This window comes from Kitasatospora viridis, assembly GCF_007829815.1.
Classification (GTDB): Bacteria; Actinomycetota; Actinomycetes; order Streptomycetales; family Streptomycetaceae; genus Kitasatospora; species Kitasatospora viridis.
Window position 1 is genome coordinate 581,979 of the sequence record NZ_VIWT01000005.1, and the last position, 26,496, is coordinate 608,474.

The following is a 26,496-nucleotide window of genomic DNA, read 5'->3' on the forward strand; positions in this document are numbered from 1 at the left end:
CCCCGGCGGCCGGGTCAGCGACCGTCGCGGGCCGGAGCCGGAGCCGGAGCCGGAGCCGGTTCGGCGGCGAGCACGGCCAGCCGCCCGCGGTCGACCTTGCCGTTGGGGGAGAGCGGCAGCGCCCCGAGCACGGTGAAGTGCCTCGGGACCATGAACGCGGGCAGGACCGCAGCCAGCGCGTCCTGGAGACGGTCGGCGGCCGGTGGTTCCTGGGCGGCGACGAAGGCGTGCAGGGTCGGCGGGGAGCCGAGCGCGAGGACGGCGGCGTCCGCCACCTCCGGCAGCCACCTGAGACGGTGTTCGATCTCGCCGAGCTCGACCCGGAAGCCGCGGATCTTCACCTGGTGGTCGGCGCGGCCCAGGTACTCGACAGTGCCGTCGGGCAGCCAGCGCGCGAGGTCACCGGTGCGGTAGACGCGCGGCTCCCCGGGGAACGGCGCCTCGACGAAGCGGTCCGCGGTGAGCTCGGGCCGCCCCAGGTAGCCGCGCGCCAACCCGACTCCGCCGATGCACAGTTCACCCGGGACACCGACCGGCTGGATCCGCCGCGCGTCGTCCAGGACGTACAGGCGGGTGTTCGCGATGGGCCGCCCGATGGGCACGGTGGCGCCCGGCTCGGTGCACGGGAAGTGGCTGACGTCGACGGTGGCTTCGGTCGGACCGTAGAGGTTCACCAGGTCCGGCCCGGTCGCGCCGGGGCGCAGCACCCGGTGGAAGGCCGCCACATGAGCCGGGCTCAGCGCCTCGCCGCTGGCGAACACCAGGCGCAGCGGGGCGAGCCGGGCAGCCTCCCCGGTTTCGGCGACGTAGTCGAGGAACGCCGCCAACATGGTGGGGACGAAGTGCAGGACGCTCACCCGGTGCTGCTCGACGGCGTCGATGATCGCTTCGGGGTCGCGCTCGTCGCCCGGCGCCGGCAGGCAGACCGTCGCGCCCTCGAACATCCACCAGAACAGTTCCCACACCGAGACGTCGAAGGAGATCGAGGTCTTCTGCAGGACGACGTCACCGGCGCGCAGCGGGTAGGCCTCCTGCATCCAGGTCAGCCGGTTCACCACCGAGCGGTGTTCCACCAGCACGCCCTTCGGCGTGCCCGTGGAACCGGAGGTGTAGATGACGTACGCCGGATCGCCGGGCCCGGATGTCCGCGTCGGCGCGGTCGTGACGGGGGAGTACGCGGACGGGTCGCGCAGGTCGACCGTGCCGCCCGGCGCGGCCTGCGCCGGGACGGCACCGGCGACCAGGACCACCTTTGCGGCGCAGTCGCGCAGCACGAACGCCACCCGGTCGGCGGGATAGGCGGGATCGACGGGAACGTAGGCGGCGCCGGCCTTCAGCACGGCCAGGACGGCGACCAGCATGAGCTCCGAGCGCTCCAGGAGGACCGCGACCCGGTCCCCGGTCCCGACCCCGCGTGCCTGCAGCGTTCGGGCCAGGGCGTTCGCGCGACGGTCCAACTCGCCGTAGGTCGTACTCCCTCGACCGCTGACGACGGCGATCGCGTCGGGCTGTGCGGTGGCGCGGGCCGCGCACCGGGCGTGCACGGTCGTGTCGAGGTCGTAGGGGCGGTCGGTCGCGTTGAAGCCGGCGAGCAGGGCGAGGTCCTGCGGGCTGGTCAGCGTGATGTCCCGCAGCGGGCTCGCGGGATCGGCGCTCGCCCGGTCGAGCAGCACCAGGAGGTGCCGGCAGAGGCGCTCCACCCCGGCGCGGGTGTGCCGCCGGGAGTCGTGGCGCACCCGCACCGCGGTCCCGTTCGCGTCCCGGGCGAAGGTGAACAGCAGCGGCACCCGGGTCGAGTCGGCGAACGCCGGGTCGTGCAGGCCGTCGAAGGCCACGGCCACCTCGGCCACCGGGAGGTCCTGGTGGCCGGGTCCGGCGAGGACCGCGGCGCGGACCGTCTCCAGCAGTGTGGCGAAGGTGTCCCGCGCCGTCGCGGTGCAGCGCAGGACGACGGCTCCGGTCCCGGCCCGCACCGCGTCCGCGGGCAGCTCCTCGACCGGCGGCGGCTGCCCCACCACGAGCTCGTCGCTCCCGGTGTAGGCGCGGAGCAGGGCGATCACCGCGGTGGTCAGCACGAGGTGCAGCGATCGGGGGGAACCGTGGCTCAGGGCGTCGACGCGTCGCTCCAGGTCGGCGCCGAGCGCGACGTCCAGCCGCTCCCAGCGCGGCTCGCCCGGCGCGGCCGGACGGTCGGCGGGGAATCCGGTGCGCTCGCCACCGGCCGGCGGTGGCGTCCGGTGCGCGGCGTTCCGCGTGGGCGTGCTGTCCGGTGCCATGGGTCGCCTTCCGTTCGCGGGAGTAGCGGTACACGAGTAGCGGCGACGGCCCCGCGCGCCGGGCGGGATCCGCCGGACAGGCCCTAACCGGGGAACCGGGTCTGACGCTCGCTCAGCAGCCGGTCGAGCGCCGCGCGTCCCAGCGGTCCCCAGGCCGGCTTGCCGCCGGGCAGGCCGCGGTCCCCGTTCTGGCCCATCAGCATCAGGAAGAGGCTCTTCAGCGCGGCCAGCCCGCGGGCGCGCCGGACCGTCGCCTCGTCGACCTCCGGGTAGGCCGCGAAGAAGCGCGCGGCCGCGCCGGCCGGCAGCAGCACCCAGGCGGCCGCCAGGTCCCAGGCCGGGTCGCCGGCGCACAGGGCGCCGAAGTCGACGACGCCCGCCAGCGTCCCGTCCGCGACGACGACGTTCGCGGGATGCAGGTCGCCGTGCACCCAGACCGGCGGACCCTGCCAGGCGGGGGCCGCGACGGCGTCCGCCCAGACGGCCCGGACGTCGTCGTCGGCAGAGCCGATCGCGTCGGCGTCGAGGGAGTCGAAGAAGTGGCGGAAGCCGTCCGCGCACTCCGCGGGGTGCGCGCCGAAGCCCGCGGCGGCCGGTGCGTCGGCGGGCGCCGGCACGTGCAGTGCCCGCAGGAACGCCGCCAGGGTGTCGGCCGCGTGCTCGCCGCGGGTGATCGACCCGTGGTCCAGCGGCAGGCCCGGCACCCACGTCATGACCGTCCACATCTTGGGGAGGCGATCGCAGGGCGCGCCGGTGCGCACCGGGACGGGGATCGGCAGCGGCAGGCGGGGGGCGAGCAGCGGCAGCCAGCGGCGCTCCTTGAGCTGCTCGTCGGGCTCGGTGTTCATGCGCTGGATCCGCACGGCCAGTTCGTCCCCGAGGCGCCACATCTGGTTGCCCCAGCCGCCCTCCACCTCGCGCAGCGGCAGCTCGGCCAGGTCCGGCTGCTGGAGCCGCAGTTGCTCGCGGAGGAGAGCGGCTGTGGTCGCGGAGCCGGCTTCGGGCTCGATCTCGGTCATGCCGAGCAACCGTACTGGGTGCGGGAACCGCGACCGTTCCCGGGCGTCGCGGTCACCGGGCCCGCCAGGTGTCCTTGAGTGCCGCCAGGTGCCCGAGGCCGGTGTGAACGGTGCTGGTCTCCAGGTCGAAGTCGACCATGCAGGCGACCTCGTCGACGCCGGCCGCGGCGACCCGGTCCAGCAGCCCCGCGGCGTCCTCCACCCGGCCGAACAGGCCCCCGGTGCCGACGTGGCGGTCGAAGGCGCGCTCGACCAGGAACTCCAGGTCCTCCGGGTCGAGGTCCGCCGGATCCACGCCGCGCAGCACCTCACCCGGGGCCTGCCGCAGCCGCCCCGCGTCGGTGCGCAGGAACGGGGCGCGGACGGCCTGCCGCACCGCCGCGCGGTCCGGCCCGAGGAGGGCGGGGAGCAGGAGCGCCACCCGCGGCGCGCCCGTCCCGGTGTAGGCCTCGCGGTAGACGGCTGTCTTCTCGGCGAGTTCCTCCAGGCTCTGGCAGAGCAGGTGGGTGAGGACTCCCACGCCGAGCTCACCGGCCTCCCGGAAGGATCCGGCGCTGCCCGCGCTGGTGAGCCAGACCGGTACCTCGGGCCGCACCGGGGCCGGGAAGATGCGGTCGGCACCGGTGCCGGTAGCGCCCTCGTGCCAGAGCTGCCGCACGGTGCCGAGCGTGCGCATGAGCGCTTCCCGGCGCTGCGGGTAGTCCTCCGGCGCCAGGACGAAGTCGGGGCCGGGCCAGCCGGGGCCGAAGGACAGCGCCACCCGGCCGCCGGAGAGGTTGTCGACCGTCGCCCACTCCTGCGCGAACCGGGTCAGGTCGTAGTCCGGGCCGACGACGCTCCCCGCCCGGATCTCGACCCGCTCCGTGACGGCCGCGACCGCGGCGGCCGCCTGCGCGGGGTTGGGGCGGAGCCCGCCGAACGGATGGAAGTGCGGTTCAGGGGCCCACACCGCGGCGAACCCGTGCCGGTCCGCCAACCGCGCTGCTTCGAGTAGCAGGTCGTAGGGGATCCGCCGGGTGTCGCCGGTTCCGTCATGGGCGAAGCAGAAAAGACTGAAATCCACGGTTCTCCTCCAGTGATCGACCTGGTGCCGGCGATCCGGCCGGACAGGGCCTAGGCCCCGGAACGGCCGTCGACGGCACGGGCGAGGCGCCTGGCGCTCTGGTGCGTGAAGACGTCCCGCACCTTCAGCGCCAGGCCGGCCTTGCGGGCGGCGGTGACCAGCCGGATCGCGGCGATGCTGTCCCCGCGCAGGTCCTCGAACCCGGCGTCGGCGCCTACGTCGTCGCGGTCGAGCACCTGCGCGAACAGCCGGAGCAGGAGTTCCTCGGTCCCGGAACCGGCCGGCGCCGGTGGTGCCGGGGCGGATGACACCCCGCCGTCCGGTTCGCCGTTGCCCGGGGTCGAGTTCTCGGCCATGCCTCATCACCTTTCGCCGTCGCGGCAGCCGCACTGCTCGGGCAATGCCGCGTCCCGTCCGACGCGGGTCCCCCGGTGCTCGTGCGGGTGGGAATCCGGACCGATACTCCCGTCGCGCCCGAACCCTGCCTACTGGCTCTTCGGCCGGTGTCCCGTGGCCGAGGTGCTGGCCGAAGAGCCAATAGGCGCCTTGCCGGGCCCGGCGGCAGCATGGGCCCGCATTCCCACGACCTGAGTGCGCTTCCGGGAGGAACGACGTGGACATCGGTTCCGTGCAGCGAATCGCCTGGGACAACAAGGTGCTGAAGGGCTTCAACACCACCGACGTCCCACTGGAGTTCTGCATGCTCCAGGAGAAGGCGGCGGCGGCCTTCGGCGCGTGGCGCAAGGGCGGCGGGAAGCTCGGCGAGGAACTGGCCGACGTCGTCCTCTACGTGGCGAGCATCGCCGAGATGACCGGGCTCGATCTGCGGGCCGAGGTCAAGTCGAAGACCGAGCGGAACGCGGCCCGCCCGGACTGAGGGAATCGCGGCCGTCGAGCAGTTGGAGGGGATTGAGCATGGACCGCAGCGGAACCCGGGCACTGTCCTTCGGGGAGATCGCCGAGCGTTACGACCGGTTCCGGCCCGGTGTGCCGACCGCGGCCCTGGACTGGCTTCTGCCGGACGGCTGCCGGACGGTGGTCGACCTCGCGGCCGGCACCGGCGCGCTGACCCGGAGCCTGGTGGACCGGGTTCCGAACGTCGTCGCGGTCGAGCCCGACCCGCGGATGCGCGAGGTCCTCGCCCGTGGCTGCCCGGCCGCGCTGGCACTGCCGGGCACCGGCGAGGAGATGCCGCTGCCGGACGGCCGGGCCGACGCGGTGCTGATCTCGATGGCCTGGCACTGGATGGACCCGGACCGCGCCGTCCCCGAGATCGCCCGGGTGCTGCGCGGCGGCGGCCGGTTCGGCGTGCTGTGGAACCACCGGGACGTGTCCGTCCCGTGGGTTGCCGAGCTCGACCGCTTCACCCGCGCGCTGCGTGCCCGGGAGGGCGGACGGGGCGTCGTGGCGCCGACCGGCAAGGCCGTCGACCCGCCGACCGGTGCGCTGTTCGGCCCGTTGGAGGAGCTGCGGCTGACCTGGACGATGACCGTCACCGCCGAGCAGCTGGTCGGGCTCCTGGGCACCGACGCCACCGCCGCCCTGCTGCCGGCCGATGCCCGGCGCGCCGTGGACGAGCAAGTGGCCGGGTACGCGCGGGACGAGCTGGGCCTGTCGGGGGACCGGACGATCGAGCTGCCGGTGGCCTGCCGTTGCCTGCGCACCACCAGGAACCCGGACACCGCGGCGTGAGTCCCTTCGGCACCCGGGTGCGGCGTCTGGAGGACGCGCGCCTGCTCACCTCGGGCGGCCTCTTCGTCGACGACCTGAGGGTGCCCGAACTCGCCGGGGCGGCCCACGCGACCTTCGTGAGGTCCCCGGTCGCGCACGCGGTGGTCACCGGCGTCGACGCGTCCCGGGCGCGGGCCCACCCAGGCGTGCTGGCCGTCTACACGGCTGCTGACCTGGACGGCCTGCCGGCGCCCAGAGCCTTCCCCGGCTCGGTGCCGGGCGGGGAGTTCCTGGTCGAGCCGCTGCTCGCCGGGGAGCGGGTCCGGTTCGTGGGCGAGCCGGTCGCGATCGTGCTCACCGACGCGCGGTACGGCGGCCCGGACGCCGCGGAGCTCGTCGACGTGGCGTACCGGCGGCTGCCAGCCGTGGTCGGGCCCGCCCGGGCGCTGCTCGACGACACCCTGCTGTTCCCGCAGGTCGGGACGAACGTCGCCGACCAGCGCGGCCGTGACGGCTACGACGACGCGGTCTTCGCCGACGCTGACGTGGTCGTCGACCAGGAGATCGCGAACCACCGGGTGGCCTGTGTCCCGCTGGAGTGCCGCGCGACCGCGGCGGTCTTCGACGGCACCCGGCTCACCGTCTGGCACAGCAGCCAGAACGCCCAGCGCTGCCGGAGCACCCTCGCCGAGTCACTGGGCATCCCGCTCGGGGCGATCCGGGTGGTCGTCCCCGATGTCGGCGGCGGGTTCGGCGCGAAGATCGGCATCGACCGGGACGCGATCGCCGTCGCGTGGGCGGCTTGGAGGTCGGGAACCGCCGTGCGGTGGGCGGAGAGCCGGGCCGAGAACCTGGTCGCCATGACCCAGGGGCGGGCCCAGCTCAACCGCGTCCGGATCGGCGGCCGGCGCGACGGCACGATCACGGCCTATCGCCTGGACGTGGTCCAGGACGCGGGCGGCTACCCGCGCACCGCCACCCTCGCCCCGGTGACCTGCACGATGGCTCCCGGCGTGTACGACATCGCGCAGGTGCAGGCCGGGTACCGGGTCGTCGTCACGAACACCACCCCCGTCAACAAGTACCGCGGCGCGGGCCGGCCGGAGGCCACGGCCGCCGTCGAGCGGGCGGTGGACCTGTTCGCCGCCGAGATCGGCATGGATCCGGCCGAGGTCCGCCGCCGCAACCTGATCGCCGCGGACGCGTTCCCGTTCCGGACCCGGACGGGGGCCCGCTACGACTCCGGCGCCTACCAGGCGGCCCTGGACACGGTCCTGGCCGCCGCCGACTACCGCGCGCTGCGGGCCGAGCAGGCCGCGCGCCGGGACGGCGGCCACCGCGACCTGCTGGGCATCGGCCTGTGCGTCTACGTGGAGATGACCGGCGGCGGTGGCGAGACCGCCGAGGTGGCCGTCGCTGCCGACGGCCGGGTGACGGTGCTGACCGGCAGTTCGACGCAGGGCCAGGGGCACCGGACCGCTTGGTCGACGCTGGTCGGGGACGCGCTGGGCATCCCGCTCGACCGGATCGACGTCGTGCACGGGGACACCGACCTGATCCCGAAGGCGGTCGGCACCTACTCCAGCCGGTCGCTGCAACTCGGCGGCTCCGCGGTGCGCAAGGCCGCCCACGAGGTCCGGGAGCAGGCCCGGCGGTGCGCCGCCGAGCTGCTCGGCGCCAGTGCGGCCGAGGTGGTGCTCGACACCGGCTCCGGCACCTGGTACCCGGTCGGCGACCCCGGCCGCGCGCTGACCTGGGCGCAGGTGGCCGGCCGTGGGCCGGCCGGGCGGATCGGTGCGGCCGTCGAGTTCGAGGCGGAGCACCCGACCTTCCCGTTCGGCGCGCACCTGTCGGTGGTCGAGGTGGACACCGAGACGGGGCTGACCACGGTGTTGCGCCACGTCACGGTGGACGACGCCGGGCCGGTGCTCAACCCGGTGCTGGCCGAGGGCCAGCGCCACGGCGGCATCGCGCAGGGCATCGCGCAGGCGCTGTTCGAGGAGGTCCGCCACGACCGGAGTGGAAATCCGCTCGGCGCGACGCTCGCGGACTACCCGGCCGTGGCGGCCGCCGATCTGCCGGACTTCGAGCTGGCGGCCGGCGAGACGCCCACCGACGTCAACCCGCTCGGCGTCAAGGGGATCGGCGAGTCGGGGACGATCGGCTCCACCCCCGCGGTGCAGAACGCGGTCATCGACGCGGTCGCCCACCTGGGCGTCCGGCACATCGACATGCCGCTGACGCCGCAGCGCGTCTGGGCGGCGATCACGCGGGCCGGCCGAGCGGGCCGGTCGCCGCAGTGAACGAGAGCGAGGAACCCATGGCCGGTCCGGCCCCACGCACGGTCCGGGACCTCCCGGCGCACACCGCCGACCTGATGACCTCGCAGGAGCGGCGACGCCTGCTGCTGCGGGACGTCGACCTGGTCATCGACGGCGGCGCGAACGGTGGTCAGTACGCGAGGTGGTTGCGCCAGTGCGGTTACCGAGGGGAGATCGTTTCGTTCGAGCCGGCCTCCGCGACCTTCGCGGTGCTCGCCGAGGCAGCCCGCGCGGACGATGCCTGGCACTGCCGCAACGTGGCGCTCGGGGAGGCGGACGGCCAGGTCCTGCTGCACCTGACCCGCACCTCGCTCGGTTCCTCGGTGCTGCGGCGCACGGAGCTGCCCGCGCGGGTGTGGCCGCACGACACCGAGGCCGGCACGGAGCTGGTGCCAGTGCGGTCGCTGCGCTCGCTCTGGGGCGAACTGGGCTGCCAGGGGCGCAGGGTGTACCTGAAGCTCGACGTGGAGGGTGCCGAGCTGGCCGTCCTGCGGGGCGCGGGGCCGGTCCTCGACCAGGTCGCGCTGCTCGAACTGGAGCTGCCGCTGGTCCCGATGCACCACGGCGCGCCGACGTTCGGGGAGATGCTGGACTTCCTCACCGCACGGGGCTTCTCGATGGTCGCCCTGGAGCAGAACCACAGCGGCGACGACACGACCGGTCAGATGCTGATGATCGACGGCATCTTCCGGTCCGGAAGCGTGAGGGCCGGGTGAACCGGATCACCGTGACGGTGGACGGCAGGGTCCACCAGGACGAGGTGGAGCCCCGGCTCCTGCTCGCCCACTACCTGCGCGACCGGCTGGACCTGACCGCCACCCGGATCTGCTGCGACACCGGCAACTGCGGGGCGTGCACGGTCGATCTGGACGGTCTGAGCGTCAAGAGCTGCTCGGTCCTGGCAGTCCAGGCGGACGGCTGCGAGGTGACCACCGCCCAGGGGCTGGCCCAGGACGGCGCCTGGCACCCGCTGCAGCGCTCGTTCCACGAGCAGCACGCCCTTCAGTGCGGCTACTGCACCCCCGGCATGATCATGGCGGCCCGCGACCTGTTGCGGCACGACCCGGACCCGGACCCGGATGCGGTCCGGGACGCGCTGCGGGGCAACCTCTGCCGCTGCACCGGCTACCAGAACATCGTCCGGGCCGTGCTCGCCGCGGCGCCCGGCCGGGTGGCGGCCGCCTGCGGGGACGGGGCGCCGCAATGATCCCCGCAGCGTTCGACTACGCCCGCCCGACCAGCGTCGAGGAGGCCGTCCGGGTGCTGGCCGAGGGCGGCCCGGGCGCGACGGTACTGGCCGGCGGCCAGAGCCTGCTGCCGATGCTGCGCCTGCGCCGCGCTGCCCCGACGCTCCTGGTGGATGTCGGCCGGGTGCCGGGGATGCGCGGTGTCCGGCGGGAGGTCGGCCGGCTCGTGATCGGCGCCATGACGACCCATCACGAGGTCCTGCACGACCCGCTGGTCCGCCGGCACGCGCCGCTGCTGGCCGCCGCGACCCGCACGGTCGGCGACCCCGCCGTGCGCCACCGCGGCACGCTCGGCGGTTCGCTCGCCCACGCTGACCCGGCCGCCGACCTGCCGCCGGCGGTGCTGGCGCTGGACGCCGAGCTGGTGGCGCAGGGTCCGCACGGGCGGCGCACCCTCCCGGCCGGCGAGTTCTTCGCCGGGCGCCTGCGGACCGCGCTCGAACCCGGGGAACTGCTCGTCGAGATCCGGGTGCCCGAGCTCGGTGCGGACTGGGGGTTCCACTACGAGAAGTTCCGGCACTGCGCGCAGGCCGCCGCGGTGGTCGGCGTGGCGGCGGCGGTGCGCCGCGGGAGCGGCGGCATCGTGCAGGCACGGATCGGACTGGCGAACATGGGGGCCACCCCGCTGCGGGCGCTCGCGGTCGAGGCCGCACTGGCCGGTGCGGACGCCACCGCGGCGGCCGTGGACCGGGCCGCCGGTGCGGCGGCCGAGGGCGCCGCACCGCCGGTCGACCGGGGCGTCGACACCGAGTACCGGGACCACCTGGCCCGGGTGCTGACGCGCCGTGCGGTGCTCGCCGCGGCAGGGGAGCGGGGGTGGCGGGCATGACCCCGAGCGGCTTCTCGCCGACCCGGTTGGCCCGGCTGGGCGATGTGCTCAAGCGCCACGTCGGGGCCGGCCACGTGCCGGGGGCGCTGGCCCTGGTGGCCCGCCGCGGCGAGGTGCACGTCGTGGCGACGGGCCGACTCGCCTTCGAGGGCGAGGGTTCGGGAACGCCGATGGCGGGCGACACCGTCGTGCGCGTCACGTCCTGGACGAAGCAGCTCGTCGCCGCCTGCGCGATGACACTGGTCGAGGACGGCACGCTGCGGCTCGACGACCCGGTCGACGGGTTCCTCCCGGAGCTCGCCGGCATGCGGGTGCTCGCCGATCCGGCCGGGCCGTTGGACGACACCGTCGCGGCCGAGCGGCCGACGACGCTGCGGGACCTGCTCACCTGCCGCCTGGGCACCGGTGCGATCCTCGCCGAGCCGGGCGCGGTCCCGCTCGCCGACGCCCTGAACGCCCTGGAGCTGGCGGACCGTCCGGGCGGTCAGCTGCTGTCGCCGGACGAGTGGATCCGCCGGCTCGGTGCGCTGCCGCTGGCCCACCAGCCGGGTGAGCGCTGGATGTACCACATCAGCCCGATCGTGCTGGGCGTGCTGGTCGCCCGGGCCGCCGGACGTCCCCTCGGGGAGGCGTTGCGCGAGCGGATCTGCGAGCCGCTCGGGATGAAGGACACCGGTATCGGCATCGACGCCGGGAGCGCGGCGCGGTTGGCGACCGCCTACACGCACGACGAGGCCACCGGCGCGCTCGCCGTCGAGCACGGCCCCGACTGGCTCCGGCACCGATTGCCGGTGTTCAAGACGGGCGGCAGCGGGCTGGTCACCACCGCCGACGACTTCCTGGCCTTCACCTCGGCCCTGCTGGCCGGCGGGATCCACCGGGGCGAACGGGTCCTGTCGCCGCAGTCGGTGGCGCTGATGACGACCGATCACCTGACGCGGCGCCAGCGGGAGGCTTCCACGCTGGTCTGGACACCGGTCTTCCAGCAGCACTTCGGCTGGGGCTTCGGGATGGCGGTCAACCTGCGCCGCAACCACCTGGCGCCCTCGGTCGGGAGCTACGGGTGGTACGGCAAGTACGGCACCGGCTGGTTCAACGATCCGGCCCGGGACCTGACGGCGATGCTCGTCACCCAGAGCACGGCGACGTTCCGGCACCGGGTCTTCCCCCAGGTGTGGGCGGCCGCCTACCGTGCGCTCGACGACTGACGCCCACGCCGCTCGGACCGCTCCGGGCGGCTCAGGCGTCAGCCAGCGCCAGCACGTAGCGCCCGTAGCCTGACGAGTCGGACAGTTCCTTGCCGGCCAGTGCGAGCTGCTCGCGGCTGATGTACCCCATCCGGTAGGCCACTTCCTCCAGGCAGGAGATCCGGATGCCCTGGCGCTTCTCCAGCAGCTGGACGAAGAGCGAGGCCTCCAGCAGGCTGTCGTGGGTCCCGGTGTCGAACCAGGCGCAGCCGCGGCCGAGGTTGACCAGCCGGGCCCGGTTCTCCCGCACGAAGGTGAGGTTGAGGTCGGTGATCTCCAGTTCGCCGCGGGCCGACGGGGCGAGCTCGGCCGCGCGGTCCACGGCCTCGTTGCCGTACATGTACAGGCCGGTCACCGCCAGGTTGGAACTGGGGCGGCTCGGCTTCTCCACCAGGCCGACGATGGCGCCGTCGCCGTCGACCTCGGCGACGCCGTACCGCTCGGGGTCGCCGACCGGGTAGCCGAACAGCGTGCAGCCGTCGAGCCGTTCGGCCTCCGCGCGGAGCAGGTCGGGCAGCCGGTGCCCGTAGAAGATGTTGTCGCCCAGCACCAGGCAGACGGCGCCGGAGCCGATGAACCCGCGGCCGATCAGCAGGGCCTGCGCGAGCCCCTCGGGCGCCTCCTGGACGGCGTACTCCAGGGTGATGCCGAGCCTGCTCCCGTCGCCCAGCAGCTCGCGGTAGAGCCCGAGGTGCTGCGGCGTTGAGATGACCAGGACCTCGCGGATGCCCGCCTGCATCAGCAGGGCGAGCGGGTAGTAGACCATCGGCTTGTCGTAGACCGGGAGCAGCTGCTTGGAGTGCACGTTGGTCAGCGGACGCAGCCGGGCGCCGGATCCGCCGGCCAGGATGATGCCGCGCATGGTCGTTCCTTCCGGGGAGGGGCCGCGGTTCACGCCTGCTCGCCGGGGTCGAGCAGCGGCCGCCACCAGGACGGGTTCTCCCGGTACCAGGCGATGGTCTGCCGCAGGCCCTCCTCGAAGCCGACCCGTGGCCGGTAGCCGAGCCCGCGCAGCTTGGCGTCGTCGAGCGAGTAGCGGCGGTCGTGGCCCTTGCGGTCGGCGACCGGCCGGACCGAGCTCCAGTCCCGCCCGAGTGTCCGCAGCAGCATCCCGGTGACCTCCCGGTTGGACAACTCCCTTCCGCCGCCGATGTGGTAGACCTCGCCGGGCGCACCCCGGTCGAGCACCAGCTGGATGCCGCGGCAGTGGTCGTCGACGTGCAGCCAGTCCCGCACGTTCAGGCCGTCGCCGTAGAGCGGCACGGTGCCGCCGCGCAGCAGCGCGGTGACGAAGGCCGGCACGAGCTTCTCGGGGAACTGGTAGGGGCCGTAGTTGTTGCCGCACCGGGTGATGCTCGCGTTCAGGCCGTGGGTGCGGGCGTAGGAGCGGACCAGCAGGTCCGCGCTCGCCTTCGCCGCCGCGTACGGCGAATTGGGTTCGAGCGGCGACTCCTCGGTCCACGAGCCCTCGGCGATCGACCCGTACACCTCGTCGGTGGATACCTGGAGGAACCGCGGCAGGCCCTGCTGCAGGGCCGCGCGCAGCAGGTTGTGGGTGCCGAGGACGTTGGTGCGGATGAACTCGGTCGAGTCCCCGATGGAGCGGTCCACGTGGGATTCGGCCGCGAAGTTCACCACGGCGTCGGCCTCGGAGAGCAGCTGCGGCACCAGTTCCCGGTCCGCGATGTCCCCGTGGACGAACCGCAGCCTGGAGTCGCCGGAGACCGGCGCGAGGTTCTCCAGGTTGCCCGCGTAGGTCAGCTTGTCCAGGACGGTGACACCGGAGACGTCGGTGCCGAGACCGCCGGTGAGCAGTCGGCGCACGTAGGTGCTGCCGATGAATCCGGCGCCACCGGTCACCAGGATGTGCATGGAGGTGAAGCCCCTCTGATCGGATCTCGCCGAGCCTGCGGGCTCGGGTTCGGGCCGGGACGGCAGGAGCTGACGCGCCGTCACACCGGTCGCGGTCGGCCCGCGCCGGACCGCGGGCCTAGGCCCCGCGGTCGGTCCGCTCCCCGCGGGCCGCCTCACCGGGCTCCCGGAGCTGCCCCCGGCCCGCCAGGGTGAAGAAGTCCCACTTGGTGGAGACGACGGCGATCTCGACCCGGGAGCCCACCCGGAGCTTCAGCATGATGCGGGCGATGTGCTCGCGTGCCGTCCGTTCGGAGATGCCCAGTTCCAGGCCGATGCTGTAGTTGGTCATCCCGGTGGCGACCAGCCGGAGGACCTCGAACTCCCGAGCGCTCAGCGCGGAGATCCCGGAGTGGATCCGCTCGATCTCGTCACGCGATCCGATGCCCCCGGCGGTCGCCGCGCCGCGCCATTGCGGAAATGCCGCGTCGCGGATGGCGGCCGCATTCCTCCCGGTCGGCCCCGGAGCGCGCACGAGCGTCGATGATTCCTTGTTTGGCGTCATGTCCAACCCTCTTGATGTCCAACCCTCTTGTGTCCGTTTACAGGATCACCACAGGAGCGCCAGGAAATGGCCTCACTGCTTGCGTTTCGCACCACGACATCTGCGAAGCGTGTCAAGTGGTCCGCCAGAGTCAATCATGGTACGACCTTGCCTGCAAGGGAAGTTGACATTTGTACGGAGAATAGCCCTGACACGCCGTGCGTGCGATTCATGCGGACCGTCCCGCCGGCTTCCCGAGTTCCTTTCGCGGGAATTCCGGAGCTTGGCACGCGCGGCGTGCGAGCCCGGTGACCTGCAGTCGCCGTCCCGTCACATGTCCTGAGGGATCGTCAGTGGAATTCCTGGTGCCTGGCACGCCGTGCGTGCGACGCGCCCGGACCGGCCACCGGTGAATTCGGCCGGCGAACACCGTTCCAGTTCACGAGGGTTGACGATCAGTCCGATCGGATGCAAAAGTCTCTGGCGACGGAAGGGATCACCGCTCGGACAGTGCCCGCTGATGCGGGGGCCGTGCCGGTGCCGGTGCCGGAGACTTCCGGGTCCACGCGGTCCGGGCCGGGCAATCCGGTCGGTCCCGGGACCGAAAAGGCTTTTCATGAATATCAGTCCGACCCGGCCGATTCCGTCCACCGGTCCGATCGGACGCCGCCGGCGTGATTCCGCGAGAGGAATTCCGCCATCAGTTCACCCCGTCGGCCGACGCGATGGCGTGCCGGCAGCGCCGGCCCGCGGAAGAACCGCGAACCCCGGTGCTGTCCGGGCACCCGGGTCGGCGCCCGGACGCCGGCCCGGCCCCGTCGGTGCGGGTCCGCACCGGGCGCGGTGTGCCGCGCGCCGAAGGCGCTCCCGCCGCCGGCCCCTCAGAGCCAACCGCACGGCAGCACGCCGTGCCGTGCGGTGAAACCACCAGAGACCCAGGGGGAGGTGAAAGAAATGGAGAACATCATCTTCGAGGACGTCGACTTCAGCGCTGTCGAGGACGAGGAGCTGACCGACGTCGTCGGCGGTTCCGGCGGCTTCGTCACGCCGCTCGGCAAGCCGTAGTGGTGATCGGTCCGTCGGGCGGGACCGCCGCCGACGGACCGGCCCCTCGGCGCGCCGACTGCGGGCGGGCCGCTCTCGGCGGCACCTCAGGTGCTGCCGGGGGCGGCCCGCCCCGCCGTGCCCCGGCGGGCCGCGGGCCCGCCGGGAAACACCGAACCCCAGCAGCGAGGAGTTGATCCGCGGTGACCGTGGACCGCCGATTTCGACGTGAGGCAGTCGCCTGGCGCGACCGCCCCGCCGGCGGCGACGCGCTGCCGGGGACGTCCTGGAAGCTCACCGGCGACGGCCGCCACGCAGTGCCCTGGCGCGACCTGCTCCGGCGCCCGCGCGGTCGGCGCGTGCCGGTGCGCACCCAGAGCCAGCTCAGCGACTGCGGGCCGACCAGCCTGCAGATGGTGCTCGCCCACCACGGGATCCAGGCGGGGATCGACGAACTGCGCCGGCAGACCAACGCCGGGCGGGACGGCGTCTCCGCCCAGGTCCTCCTTGCGACCGCGCGCCGTTACGGCCTGACGGCACGCGGGGTGCGCACCGGTCTCGACGGACTGCGCCGGCTCCCGGCAGCCACCATCCTGTTCTGGAACTTCAGCCACTTCGTGGTCCTCGAACGGGCCACCGAGTCCTTCCTCTACATCGTCGACCCGGCACTGGGCCGGCGACGCGTGCCGCGCGAGGCCGCGGGCAAGGCCTTCACGGGCGTCGCCCTGGAGTTCCGCCCGCCGGCCGACGCCCCGGCGGTCCCGGCAGCCCGGTCGCGGCGTGCACCGGTGCACGCCGGGGCCGGCAACTGGCGCTACCTGGCCGGCTTCTTCCCGAGGACCACCGCCTGGGTGCCGCTGGCTGCCGCTTCGCTGCTGCTGATCCTCTTCAACTTCGCGGCGCCCTTCGGATCCGCCTACCTGATCGACACCGCGACCGCCCGGGACGGGCGGGCCGACGCCGCCCTGCTGCTCTGCCTGGCGGCCGTCCTGGTCCTCGCGTTCGTGCTGCTCCAGGCCGTGCGGGGGCTGGCGATCGCCGCACTGCAGGCCACCGCCGACCAACGGGTCACGCTCCGGGTCCTGCGCCACCTGCTGTCCCTGCCGTACGACTACTTCGTGCGGCGGCACCCCGGTGACCTCGCCATGCGGGTGCGCACCAGCACCGCCGTGCGCCAGGTCCTCACCAGCTCCGCGATGTCGACCGTCTTCGACGGGCTGCTGGTGCTCGGCTACCTGACGCTGCTCTTCCTGGCCGATACCCAACTGGCTCTGGTGGTCGACGCCCTGGCCGTGCTCCAACTGGCCGTCACCGTACTGGGCTGGCGCCGGCAGGAGTACCTGAACGCGGACGCCCTGGAGAGCCAGGCCGTCGCCGAGGGCGAGCTGATCGAGATCCTCAACGGCGCGCTGACCCTGAAGGCGTCCGGTCTGGAGGAGGTGGCCGGCGAGCGGTGGTCGGCCACCTTCGCGGACGAGCTGCGGACCCGCAACCGCAGCCGGCGCTCCACGGCACTGCGCGGCGCCGTGCTGTCCGGACTGCAGTTCGCCGCGCCGGTCACCGTGCTGCTGCTCGGCGCACAGCAGGTGGCGGACGGGCACACCCCGCTCGGCACCGTGGTCGCCTTCTCGACCCTCACCATGGGGCTGTTCGTGCCGCTGACCAACCTGATGCAGACCACGTTGCAGGTCGCCTCGCTCGGCCGGACCCTGGCCCGGCTCGCGGACATCCTGGAGAGCCGCCCGGAGGGCCGCCCGCCGGATGCCGCGCCCGGACCGCCGGTCACCGACGGCGAACTGCGACTGACCGGCGTCGGGTTCAGCTACGAGGGGAGCACCCGCCCGGCCCTGCGGGACGTCGACCTGACGGTGGCGCCCGGCAGCGTGCTGGCCGTCCTCGGGCGCTCCGGCAGCGGCAAGTCCACGCTGGGTGCCCTGATCGCGGGGCTCTACCTGCCGACCGAGGGCACGGTGGCGGTCGACGGCGCTGCCACCGACCGGATCGACCGGGTGGCGATGCGCCGGCAGATCTCCTACGTCAGCCAGGACACCCGGCTGTTCGGCGGCTCGATCCGGTCCAACATCGTGCTGGGTGCCCCCGACGCGACGCAGGAGCAGATCGAACGGGCCGCCCGGGCCGCCGAGATCCACGCGGACATCCAGTCCATGCCGATGCGCTACGAGACCCTGCTCGGCCCGGGCGGCGCCGGGATCTCCGGTGGTCAGCGCCAGCGGATCGCCCTGGCCCGCGCCCTGGTCAGGTCTCCGCGCCTGCTCGTGCTGGACGAGGCGACCAGCGCGCTCGACCCCTCGACGGAGGAGCGGGTCCTGCGCAACGTGGCGGCCCTCGGCCGCACGGTGGTCCTCATCGCGCACCGCCTGACTGCCGCGTCCGTCGCGGACGGCGTCGTGGTGGTGGACAACGGGCGGGTGGTGCGGCGCGACACCGCCGACGCCCCGACCTCCGGGAACGGGTGATCGCCGTGCCCGTGCGCGCCCACGCCCTGACGCCCGCTCAGCTGGTCCACCACCAGGCGATGAGCCGCAACCCCTCGGTGCGCGACGCGCTGTCGACCAGCTACCGGATCGAGGGGGAACTCGACGTCGACGCTTTCGTGCGTGCCCTGGCCGGGGCCGTCCGCCGGTGCGAGGCGCTGCGCATCGGAGTGTCGCGCGATCCGGATACCGGGGAGCCCTTTCAGTGGCTGCGCCCCGAACCGACCGGGCGGACCTTGGTGACCTGTCAGAACGTCTCCAATGCGTCGGAGGAGGAGTTCGCCCGCTACGCGCGCAGCGTGCTGGCGGCGGACATCGCCAAGGGGTACGACCTGGCGACGGACTACCCCTTCACCTTCCGGCTGCTCCGGCACTCCGCCCGCCTGCACGCGTTCCAGGTGACCTTCTCCCACCTGGCCCTGGACGGCAGGGGACGGTCGCTCTTCCTGGCCGACCTGTGGCGGTACCTGGCCTACCTCGGCGGCGAGGCACGGGACGAACCCGCGCCCCCCGCGAGCTTCCTCGCCTCGGCGGACGCCCAGGCCGCGGAGCTGGCGGAACGCGGCGACCCGACCGCTCGGTTCTGGCAGCAGCGGAGCAGCCGGCTGCGGGCCGAGGCCGGCCCTCGGGACGCCGTCGCCCCGGTCGCCTACGCCGAGGAGGGGGTCGCCCTGACCGTCGAGGTCGGCGGTCCGGACCTCGGCGAGCTGCGGGAGCGCTGCCGCCGGGCGGGTTGCAGCGAGTTCCAGCTGACGATCGCGGCACTCGCCGGCGCCCTGTTCCGGGTGAGCGAGCGCGACCTGCTCGGCATCACCGTCTTCGTGGACGCGCGCACGGCGGCGGAACGCGACGTCCCCGGGATGTACACCGTCCCGCTCACCCTGTTCCTGCGCCGCTCCGAGGACGCGGACGCGCTGCTGCGCGAGGCCCGCAGGGAGGTGGTCACCCTGTTGTGGAACCGTCGGGTGGCCGGTGCGACGCTCGCCGACTTCCAGGCCGAGATCGCCGCCTCGGCCGGCCTCACCACCGATGCCGCCGCCACCTACCTCAAGGACCTGGTGCCGTTGCGGCCCGTCCGGGTCGGCCCGGTGCTGGCCCGCCCGGGGGCGTACGACCCGGTGGTCCACCGGTTGTCGGGCGGAGCGGACCTGCTGGTGAACAGCCGCGAGGACCAGCTGCGGATGCGCCTGCGACTGGGTCCGCGCTACGCGGCACCCGGGGTGTCGAGCAGCATCCTCGCCGAGCTGAGGGCCGGGGTGGGTCTCCCGCCGCCCGGCTGACCGGGAGCCCGCCGCCCCGGTCAGCCGTGCCGATCGGCCGCGCCGATCAGGCCTCCTGCTCCCCGGTGCCCTCCTCCTCGTGCCGCAGGCCCGCGGCGCGGGCGGCGACCTCGAAGAGCGAGGCGTAGTCGGCCTCGGCGTAGCCCAGGCTGATGGCGGTGTGGATCACCTGGTGGACGGTCGCGGCGACCGGCATCGGGACCTCCAGGGCGCGGGCGGCGCCGAGTCCCAGGTCGTAGTCCTTGCGCAGCATGGTCGTGGTGACGGTCGGTCGGTAGTCGCGGGCCGCCAGGGCCTGGCCCTTGTGCCGGGTCAGGGTCGAGCCGAGCACCGAGCCGTTGATGAAGGCGAGGAAGTCGGCGCGCGCCACCCCGCCCTTCTCGGCGAGTGCCGTGACCTCGACCAGGGCCTGGGTGGTCATGCCGAGCATCAGGTTGTGGCAGAGCTTGACCAGCAGGCTGGTCTGGCCCGGTCCGGCGTACGTCACGGAGGGGGCGATGTGGTCCAGGTAGTGGCGGACCTGCTCGAAGGTCTCGTCGGGGCCGGAGGCGACGATCGCGGCGGTGCCCTCGGCCACCATGTCCGGGTTGCCGCTGATGGGGGAGGCGAGGAACTGCACGCCGACCGCGGCCGCCGCTGCCGAGGCCTCGGCGGACGCCTCGGCGGAGACCGTCGAGAAGTCGACGATGACGGAGGGTCGGCTGCTGCCGCCCCGCAGCAGCCCGGCCGGTCCGGTGACCACCTCCAGCAGGTCGGCCGAGGCGGTGACCACGACGAAGACGACGTCGCACCGCTCGGCCAACTCGCCGATGCCGTCAGCGACCTGGCAGCCCCGGTCGGCCAGCGGCCGGGTCTTCGCCTTGGTCCGGTTCCACACGACGAGCTCCTCGCCGGCGTCGAGCAGGCGCTCGGCCATCGCCACGCCCATGCGCCCCGTGCCGAGCCAGCCGAGACGCCGGTCCTGAGTCTGCGTCATGATGCGTTCCCCCTCCGTGGACGACGGCGTCCACCCTCCCCCGCGGGTCGGCCCGTCCGGGTCGGACGGCTCCCCGAGGCCTCTGCGCATCATGTCGGATGTACTCGCACCAGGGTGGCCGAATCGACAAAGATCAAATCGGCGACGATCAACGGTGCCGGTCGGGGGCGGGCGGCGACCGGACGTGTCGGGCCGGGGTGGGATCATGTGAAGATCCGGCGAGGTGCTGGGGGTCGAGCCGGAGCAGGGGGCCACGGGTGGGGGAGAGGCAGCGGGCGGTGCGCAAGCCCCGGGCCGTGCTCGCGGAGGCCGAGCGGTTGCTGGAGGCGGCCCGCGCGGTCGTCGAGGACTACCGCGGTGCCGTCGAGCAGGTGGGCCGAGCCGTGGCGGAGCTGAAGGAGCGGCTGGTCCGGGCGGAGTTGGACGCGATACCGGTGGCTCGGCTCCGGGACGTGACCGAGGGGCGCCTGCGGGTCGGCGCGTTGGAGGCGGCGGGCTTCGCGAGCGTGCGGCAGGTGCGGGAGGCCTCGGCCTACCAGCTCCAACTGCTGCCGGGGATCGGGGCGCAGACGGCTGCTCAGACCCTGGCCGCGGCGGGGCAGATCGCCGGGGCGGTCGAGCAGGGCGTCGCGGTCCGGCTCGACGTCGACCAGCGGGATCCGGCGAGCACGGCGTTGGTGGTGGCGCTGCACCGGCTGGTCGTGGCGGGGCCGGAGGCGGCCCGGGCGAGCGAGGTCGCGGGGCGGGTGGCCGGGGAGCTCGCGGAGCTGGTGGCGGCGGCCCGGCCGGCCGCCGGGGCGATCCGCGCGCTGTTCGCCGGGCGGGAGCGCAAGCAGGCGGGGCTCGCGGCGGTCGAGCGGTTGGCGGAGCTGCTGGCGGAGTCAGAGCCGGGGCAGGGGCAGGCGGGGCAGGGGCTGCCGCTGCTGTTCGCCCAGGTGTCGGCGGACCTGTTGCGCCCGCCGGCCGCCGAGTTGGAGGCGTGGACCGAGTTCGAGCACCGCTCGGCCGAGTTCTACGGCGTGCTCGCGGGGATCGCCGGCCTCGGGCCGGCCGAGGTGTCCGCGGCGGAGGGCTTCCTCCCCGAGGAGCTGTCCGACCGGATCCGGGCGGAGCCGCTGGACGAGGCGCAGTGCACCGTCTCGCTCCGCGGCTACCAGGCCTTCGGCGCCCGCTTCGCGCTGCGGCAGAAGCGGGTGATCATCGGGGACGAGATGGGTCTGGGCAAGACCGTCCAGGCGATCGCCGCGATGGCCCACCTGCGGGCCGGGGGGAGCACGTACTTCCTCGTGGTCTGCCCGGCGAGCGTGCTGATCAACTGGACCCGGGAGGTCGAGTCGCGCAGCGCGCTGCGTGCCTACCGGTGCCACGGTCCGGAACGGGAGGCGGCGCTCGCCGAGTGGCTCCGCGAGGGCGGCGTCGCGGTGGTGACCTTCGACGGGCTGCGTCGGCTGGAGGTGCCGGCCGAGCAGGCGGTGGCGATGGTCGTGGTGGACGAGGCGCACTACGTCAAGAACCACCGGGCGCAGCGCTCCCAGGCGGTGGCCGGGTGGACGGAGCGGGTCGAGCGGGTGCTCTTCCTCACCGGGACCCCGATGGAGAACCGGGTCGAGGAGTTCCGCGACCTGGTGCGCTACCTCCAGCCCGAGCTGCTGCCGCGGATCCAGCACGGCCTGGCCGCGGCGGGGCCGAAGGCGTTCCGCAAGGCGGTCGCCCCGGCCTACCTGCGCCGCAACCAGCGGGACGTGCTCACCGAACTTCCCGAGGTGGTGCACGTGGACGAGTGGGCGGAGTTCACGCCGACCGACTTCGAGGCGTACCGGGCGGCGGTCGCGGCGGGCAACTTCATGGCGATGCGCCGGGCCGCCTACGCGGATCCCGCGCGCTCGGCGAAGCTCCAGCGACTGCGGGAGATCGTCGCGGAGGCGGCCGGCAACGAGCGCAAGGTCGTCGTCTTCTCGTACTTCCGCGATGTGCTGACGGCCGTTCAGGAGGCCTTGGGGGAGCGGGTGTTCGGCCCGATCGACGGGAGCCTGCCGGCCGACCGGCGCCAGGAGGTGGCCGACCGGTTCGCCGAAGTGCCGGGCCATGCCGTGCTGTTGAGTCAGATCCAGGCCGGCGGCGTGGGGCTGAACCTCCAGGCGGCCTCCGTCGTCGTGCTGTGCGAGCCGCAGCTCAAACCGACGACGGAGCGTCAGGCCGTGGGCCGCGCCCAGCGGATGGGGCAGGTGCGGCGGGTGCAGGTGCACCGGCTGCTGGCCGCCGACAGCGTCGACCAGCGGGTGCTGGAGATCCTGCGGGCCAAGGACCGGCTCTTCGACCAGTACGCGCGGCGCAGCGAGGTGGCGGAGTCCGTGCCGGAGGCGGTGGACGTCTCGGAGCACGCGCTGGCGGTGCGGATCGTGGAGGAGGAGCAGCTGCGCCTGGCCGCCGTGCGGCGCGACTGAGCCGGGCCGGGGCGGGCCGAGCCCGCCACCGGCACCTGACGGGCTCAGTCGCCGAGGACCAGGCGTTCCAGGGCCGAGCGGGCGCGGGCGTCGGAGCGGGCCCGGGTGGTGACGGCGGCGGCGAGTTCGCGGGCCCACTCGTCGAGCGGGACGGGGCGGCGGGAGAGCACCACGCCGCGGACCACCCGACAGACCTCGCCGTTCGGGCGGCCGTTGGCCACGCTGAGCACCAACCGCTGGTCGTCCATGAAGACTTCGAGCCGCTCGATCCGGCCGGGGCGGCCGGCCATCCGGTCGGCCAGGCTGCGCTTGCGCTCGACCGTGACCGCGTCGGCGGGCAGCGCCTCCGCGAGCGTGCCGGTCAGGACCTGGGCGTAGACGTCCAGGTCGGCGGCGTCCCGGCGGAGCGCGGCCGCGATCAGGTCGATGGAGCCCGGGGCGTCCGAGGCGTCGGGGGCCCCGGGGGCGCCTTCCTGGGGGCCGACGGGTTCGATCTCGCGGTGGTCGGTCATCTCACTCCTCGAAGCGGTGCTGCGGGTGGTGGGCGGCCTGCGGTGTCTCCAGTGTGCGCCGGGGGGCGCCCGCCCGTCCCACCCGTCGAGCGGTCGGCGGGCCTCAGCCGTCGAGGCTGAGCACCATGGTGGGCCGCTCGATCTCGTGGTCGGCCCGCAGCGGCCGCACGGCCGTGCCGATCGCGAAGAACTCGGTGGTGTGCCCGCCCCAGCGGTGGTTGTGGGCGTTCAGCTGGACACCGACGATGCCCTCCGCCTGCAGCTCCTCGGCCTCGGCCTGCATCCGCGCCATCGCCAGCTCGCGGGCGTCGTACAGGGCCTGGGTGTACTGCTCGATCTCCACGTTCTTGCCGATGTTGGAGAAGACCGAGCCCATCTTCTGGTGCGCGATGTGGTAGACGCAGGTGCCCATGGTCATGCCGAGCGGCGCGTAGCCGGCCCGGATCAGGGTCCAGAAGTCCTGGCCGGACAGGTCGGAGGTGAACGGCAGGCCCTTGTTGTTGCGCCAGCTGGTGCCGCCGGGCGCGGGCCGGTCCGCCTTGACGGCGGTGCCGATGGCGATGAACTCGGCGATGTCCGAGCCGAACTCCCGGGCCTCCACGGTGAGCCGGACCCCGACGATGCCGTCCGCGCCCAGCTGGGCGGCCTCGGCCTCCATCCGGGTCATCGCCAGCTCGCGCGCGTGGTACATGGCCTGGCTGAGGGTCTCCAGTTCCTGGTTCTTGCCCCAGCGCCCGAGCTGGATCCCGACGTGGTAGATCGAGCTGCCGAGGACCAGGCCGATCGGCTGGAAGCCGGCCTCGCGGACCAGCAGGAACTCGTTGACCGACAGGTCGCTGGTGAAGATCGAGCCCGGCTTGCCGGGTTCGAGCTCGGCGAGGCGGCGCATCGCGTCGGCGGGCACGCCCTGCGCGTTGGGATCGAAGGTGCTCATCTGGGTCGTTCTCCCCTTGACTGTGTAAGGACGTGCTCGGCGACGCGGTACGGCGGGCTCGACGGCTCGGGGCTCGGCGGCCTCGGGGCCCGGCGGCTCGGGGGTCAGCGGCTCGGCGGCTCGGGTCAGCGGCGGGCGCCGGGGCGACCGGCCTGCGCGAGGCGGCGGCGCAGCCGGTCGCCGCCGTTCAACGGCATCACGGTGAGGGTGCGCGGCTCGGCGGGCCCGGCGGCGAAGCGGGCGATCGCGGTGCCGATCAGGGTGCTCTCCGCGACGTGGTCGCGCTGCTCGTTGTTCTGGCCGCTGCGGATGCAGCGCTCCTCCCAGACCCGCAGGTCGCCATCGGCCAGGACCACGCCGTCGCCGCCGCGCTCGGTGCCCTGGCGGCCCAACTGGGCGCGGGCGTCGGCGCGGACGTGGTGCACCAGCGCGGTCCAGCCGTCGACCTCGCGGTTGTACCAGGAGTTGGTCTGCAGCCCGGTGGTGAAGTCGTCGTGGCGCACCCCGATCGACATGCCGACCAGCAGCTCGACCGGCACCCAGCCGGCGCCGACCAGCTTGGCGAAGCCCTGGCCGTCCAGGTGGCAGGTGAAGGGGTGGCTCGGCCGCACCTCGCCGGCCGCCCGGACCGCGGTGCCGATCACCTTGAACTCCAGGCAGTCCGGCGCGGCCGGGAACGGAGCCATGGTCAACTGCGCGGCCACCACGCCGTCGCCGCCCAGGGCCGCGCACTCGGCGCTCATCCGGCCCAGCGCCGTGCGCCGCGCCGAGTCCAGCACCTGCACCAGGGCGGCGCTCGGCGCACCGTTGCCGGAGAGCGCGATGCCGGCGGTGCCGTAGTTGGCGAACGGCCGTCCGGCGCCGGCGAACAGGCAGTCGTGGTAGCCCCAGTACCGGCCGCTGCGGCCGACGTGGTAGACCGCCGACCCCATCACCTGGCCGACCGGCTCGAAGCCGACCGACCTGATCGCGGCGAACTCGCCGGTGGACAGCGCGGACGACCACGTCCCGCTGGCCCGCACCTCGGCGACCCGCGCCGCCGCGGCGGGCGGCAGTCCGGCACCGCTCCACGGCTCCGACATGCGGCCACCCCCGTTCCTGTCGGACCGGTCCGACGTTCCCGCCGGAGGTCCCTGCTGAGCTCCGACAAGGCACCCTACGCGGCAGGTCCGGCGTGGCGACAGCAGGGTCGCCGAACGAGTTCCGCGCGTCGGCCGGGCCGGTCCGGGAGGGCGGCGCGACGGCTGCCGGACCGGCCCGGCAGCCGGCTCCCGGCGGCCCGGCCTGCGCTGATCGCCCGCCCCGGGCGGGAGTTGACGGTGTCCGCACTGATCACAGGGCGTGTCGGACCGAGCATCCCGGCGAGGGCAAGCCTTGTTAAAAATCCTCCCAAGGTCATCAACAAACCGTTGACGGCGTGTTGCGCCGGTCCTACCTTCCCATCAGGCGGAATAGTCGTTCCGCATTGTGGAACTCATCTCTGATGTCGCGCGGCCCGGCCGCACGGCACCCTCTTGCGCCCGCCGAAGGAGCGCCACCATGAATCTCGCCCCGCGGGAGATCGACAAGCTCTACGTCTACGTGGTGGCCGACCTGGCCCGCCGCCGCCGGGACCGGGGCGTCAAGCTGAACTACAGCGAGGCCGTCGCCCTGATCAGCGAAGGCATCCTGGAGGCGGCCCGGGACGGCCGGACGGTCGCCGAGTGCATGGAGCTCGGCAAGAAGGTCGTCAGCGCCGAGGAGGTCATGACCGGCGTCCGGGAGATGCTCCCGCTGCTGCAGATCGAGGCCGCCTTCCTGGACGGCACCAAGCTGGTGTCCTGTCACGATCCGATCGGCGCCTGAGCCGTGGCGCCGGCGGCCGGGGGCGACGAGGGCGACGGGGGCGGGGCGGCGACCCTGGTCCTGGTCGGCGGGCACGAGAGCGGCCGGGCAGCCGCGCTGCGGCCGCAGGTCGAGGCCGGGCGGGCGTTCCGCGCCGTCGGCGTCGGCCGGGAGCTCGCGCGGGCGGTCACCGAGGCGCTGGCGCACGCGGACCGTCCGGTGTGCGTGCTGCCGATGACCCTGGGGCGGGACCCGCGCCTGGTCGCCGAGACGGCCCGGGCGCTGCGCTGGCTGACCGGCCCGGCGACCCACGGGCGGGTCGCGCTCGCCGAGCCCTTCGGCGCTGCGGTGCACCTGGTCGGCTGGCTGCGGGCCGCCGCCGGTCGGATCGCCGGGGACGACCGGACGGAGGCCACCGTCCTGGTGACCGCGCCGGCCGGCGGACCGTTCGACGACGCCGAACTGTTCCGGATCGCCCGACTGGTCCGGCAGCACGGCACCCACCGGTCGGTGGAGGTGGCCTTCCACGGCGGCGACCCCGGCATCGCCGAGGGCGTGGACCGCTGCCGGCGGCTCGGCGCCCGACGGGTCGTCATGCTGCCCGCGGGCTTCGGCCCGGCGGCACCGGAGCCGGTCCCCGGCGCCGAGGACGGCGGGCCGCTGCTCGCACCCCCGGCGCTCGGCGAGGTGCTGCTCGCCCGCACGCAGGCGGCGCTACACCGGCTGCGGCACGGCGAGGACGGCATCGCGGCCGGGCTGGACGCCGAGCACGGGCACGGCTACCCGCACTCCCACCCGGACCCGGACACCGACGGAACGCACCCGCATCCGCACCCGCACGTCCACTCACACCCGCACCCGCACGACGCGCGGCAGCACTGAGCACCCGGCCCCACCTACCAGCCACACCCACCAGCCC

Annotated in this window: 23 protein-coding genes; 12 read left to right on the forward strand and 11 right to left on the reverse strand. The window is 74.0% G+C overall.

Going from position 1 to position 26,496, the window contains the following annotated elements:
* Nucleotides 1–14: 14 nt before the first annotated feature.
* The 4 genes from FHX73_RS38870 to FHX73_RS38885 form a co-directional block, all read right to left on the reverse strand.
* A complete protein-coding gene (locus FHX73_RS38870) occupies nt 15–2,276 on the reverse strand; it encodes a non-ribosomal peptide synthetase (RefSeq protein WP_145910731.1) in 2,262 nt (753 codons plus the stop codon).
* A gap of 83 nt (nt 2,277–2,359) precedes the next feature.
* The gene (locus FHX73_RS38875) at nt 2,360–3,295 is read right to left on the reverse strand and encodes a phosphotransferase (RefSeq protein ID WP_145910732.1); all 936 of its coding nucleotides are present in this window, start codon (nt 3,293–3,295) and stop codon (nt 2,360–2,362) included.
* Nucleotides 3,296–3,347: 52 nt separating this feature from the next.
* Complete coding sequence (locus FHX73_RS38880) at nt 3,348–4,358, reverse strand: MupA/Atu3671 family FMN-dependent luciferase-like monooxygenase (protein WP_145910733.1); 1,011 nt, start codon at nt 4,356–4,358, stop codon at nt 3,348–3,350.
* A gap of 50 nt (nt 4,359–4,408) precedes the next feature.
* Nucleotides 4,409–4,714 (reverse strand): phosphopantetheine-binding protein, encoded by a 306-nt coding sequence (locus FHX73_RS38885; RefSeq protein ID WP_145910734.1) that lies wholly within the window; start codon nt 4,712–4,714, stop codon nt 4,409–4,411.
* A 257-nt stretch (nt 4,715–4,971) separates the two neighbouring features.
* On the opposite strand from FHX73_RS38885, the gene FHX73_RS38890 reads away from it, so the two are divergent.
* The 7 genes from FHX73_RS38890 to FHX73_RS38920 are packed head-to-tail and all read left to right on the forward strand — an operon-like array spanning nt 4,972 to nt 11,634.
* Entirely contained in the window at nt 4,972–5,235 is a 264-nt protein-coding gene (locus tag FHX73_RS38890; protein ID WP_145910735.1) for a nucleoside triphosphate pyrophosphohydrolase family protein, read from the forward strand.
* Nucleotides 5,236–5,273: 38 nt separating this feature from the next.
* Complete coding sequence (locus FHX73_RS38895; protein ID WP_145910736.1) at nt 5,274–6,050, forward strand: class I SAM-dependent methyltransferase; 777 nt, start codon at nt 5,274–5,276, stop codon at nt 6,048–6,050.
* On the forward strand, nt 6,047–8,332 hold the full coding sequence (locus FHX73_RS38900) for a xanthine dehydrogenase family protein molybdopterin-binding subunit (protein ID WP_145910737.1): 2,286 nt from the start codon (nt 6,047–6,049) through the stop codon (nt 8,330–8,332). The genes FHX73_RS38895 and FHX73_RS38900 overlap by 4 nt, the downstream gene beginning before the upstream one ends.
* Before the next feature lie 17 nt (nt 8,333–8,349).
* Complete coding sequence (locus tag FHX73_RS38905) at nt 8,350–9,066, forward strand: FkbM family methyltransferase (protein WP_145910738.1); 717 nt, start codon at nt 8,350–8,352, stop codon at nt 9,064–9,066.
* On the forward strand, nt 9,063–9,557 hold the full coding sequence (locus FHX73_RS38910; RefSeq protein WP_145910739.1) for a (2Fe-2S)-binding protein: 495 nt from the start codon (nt 9,063–9,065) through the stop codon (nt 9,555–9,557). The genes FHX73_RS38905 and FHX73_RS38910 overlap by 4 nt, the downstream gene beginning before the upstream one ends.
* Complete coding sequence (locus FHX73_RS38915; protein WP_145910740.1) at nt 9,554–10,426, forward strand: FAD binding domain-containing protein; 873 nt, start codon at nt 9,554–9,556, stop codon at nt 10,424–10,426. Before FHX73_RS38910 ends, FHX73_RS38915 begins: the two co-directional genes overlap by 4 nt.
* Nucleotides 10,423–11,634, forward strand: a complete 1,212-nt coding sequence (locus FHX73_RS38920) for a serine hydrolase domain-containing protein (RefSeq protein WP_145910741.1) — start codon at nt 10,423–10,425, stop codon at nt 11,632–11,634. The genes FHX73_RS38915 and FHX73_RS38920 overlap by 4 nt, the downstream gene beginning before the upstream one ends.
* Nucleotides 11,635–11,665: 31 nt before the next feature.
* Here the strand turns inward: FHX73_RS38920 and rfbA are convergent, their stop codons facing one another.
* From rfbA to FHX73_RS38935, 3 genes are all read right to left on the reverse strand, one after another.
* Nucleotides 11,666–12,535 (reverse strand): glucose-1-phosphate thymidylyltransferase RfbA, encoded by an 870-nt coding sequence (rfbA, locus tag FHX73_RS38925; protein WP_145910742.1) that lies wholly within the window; start codon nt 12,533–12,535, stop codon nt 11,666–11,668.
* Nucleotides 12,536–12,564: 29 nt separating this feature from the next.
* Nucleotides 12,565–13,545 carry a dTDP-glucose 4,6-dehydratase gene (gene rfbB, locus FHX73_RS38930; protein WP_145910743.1) on the reverse strand — a complete coding sequence of 327 codons (981 nt, stop codon included), beginning with the start codon at nt 13,543–13,545 and terminating at the stop codon, nt 12,565–12,567.
* Nucleotides 13,546–13,663: 118 nt separating this feature from the next.
* A complete protein-coding gene (locus tag FHX73_RS38935; RefSeq protein WP_145910744.1) occupies nt 13,664–14,089 on the reverse strand; it encodes a response regulator transcription factor in 426 nt (141 codons plus the stop codon).
* A 1,226-nt stretch (nt 14,090–15,315) separates the two neighbouring features.
* On the opposite strand from FHX73_RS38935, the gene FHX73_RS38940 reads away from it, so the two are divergent.
* Together FHX73_RS38940 and FHX73_RS38945 are read left to right on the forward strand one after the other, a co-directional pair.
* Complete coding sequence (locus FHX73_RS38940) at nt 15,316–17,589, forward strand: peptidase domain-containing ABC transporter (RefSeq protein ID WP_145910745.1); 2,274 nt, start codon at nt 15,316–15,318, stop codon at nt 17,587–17,589.
* Between the two features lie 5 nt (nt 17,590–17,594).
* Nucleotides 17,595–18,887, forward strand: a complete 1,293-nt coding sequence (locus FHX73_RS38945; RefSeq protein ID WP_145910746.1) for a condensation domain-containing protein — start codon at nt 17,595–17,597, stop codon at nt 18,885–18,887.
* A gap of 46 nt (nt 18,888–18,933) precedes the next feature.
* Here the strand turns inward: FHX73_RS38945 and FHX73_RS38950 are convergent, their stop codons facing one another.
* Nucleotides 18,934–20,070 (reverse strand): NAD(P)-dependent oxidoreductase, encoded by a 1,137-nt coding sequence (locus tag FHX73_RS38950; RefSeq protein ID WP_342795365.1) that lies wholly within the window; start codon nt 20,068–20,070, stop codon nt 18,934–18,936.
* Nucleotides 20,071–20,120: 50 nt separating this feature from the next.
* On the opposite strand from FHX73_RS38950, the gene FHX73_RS38955 reads away from it, so the two are divergent.
* On the forward strand, nt 20,121–22,307 hold the full coding sequence (locus FHX73_RS38955; RefSeq protein ID WP_246214155.1) for a DEAD/DEAH box helicase: 2,187 nt from the start codon (nt 20,121–20,123) through the stop codon (nt 22,305–22,307).
* Between the two features lie 44 nt (nt 22,308–22,351).
* Here the strand turns inward: FHX73_RS38955 and FHX73_RS38960 are convergent, their stop codons facing one another.
* The 3 genes from FHX73_RS38960 to FHX73_RS38970 form a co-directional block, all read right to left on the reverse strand.
* Nucleotides 22,352–22,819 carry a hypothetical protein gene (locus tag FHX73_RS38960; protein WP_246214156.1) on the reverse strand — a complete coding sequence of 156 codons (468 nt, stop codon included), beginning with the start codon at nt 22,817–22,819 and terminating at the stop codon, nt 22,352–22,354.
* Nucleotides 22,820–22,922: 103 nt separating this feature from the next.
* Entirely contained in the window at nt 22,923–23,753 is an 831-nt protein-coding gene (locus tag FHX73_RS38965; RefSeq protein WP_145910748.1) for a heavy metal-binding domain-containing protein, read from the reverse strand.
* Between the two features lie 125 nt (nt 23,754–23,878).
* The gene (locus FHX73_RS38970) at nt 23,879–24,835 is read right to left on the reverse strand and encodes a heavy metal-binding domain-containing protein (RefSeq protein WP_145910749.1); all 957 of its coding nucleotides are present in this window, start codon (nt 24,833–24,835) and stop codon (nt 23,879–23,881) included.
* A 457-nt stretch (nt 24,836–25,292) separates the two neighbouring features.
* On the opposite strand from FHX73_RS38970, the gene FHX73_RS38975 reads away from it, so the two are divergent.
* Nucleotides 25,293–25,598, forward strand: coding sequence for an urease subunit gamma (locus FHX73_RS38975; protein ID WP_145910750.1), 306 nt, complete (start codon nt 25,293–25,295; stop codon nt 25,596–25,598).
* A gap of 3 nt (nt 25,599–25,601) precedes the next feature.
* Nucleotides 25,602–26,459, forward strand: a complete 858-nt coding sequence (locus FHX73_RS38980; RefSeq protein ID WP_145910751.1) for a sirohydrochlorin chelatase — start codon at nt 25,602–25,604, stop codon at nt 26,457–26,459.
* Nucleotides 26,460–26,496 lie beyond the last annotated feature (37 nt).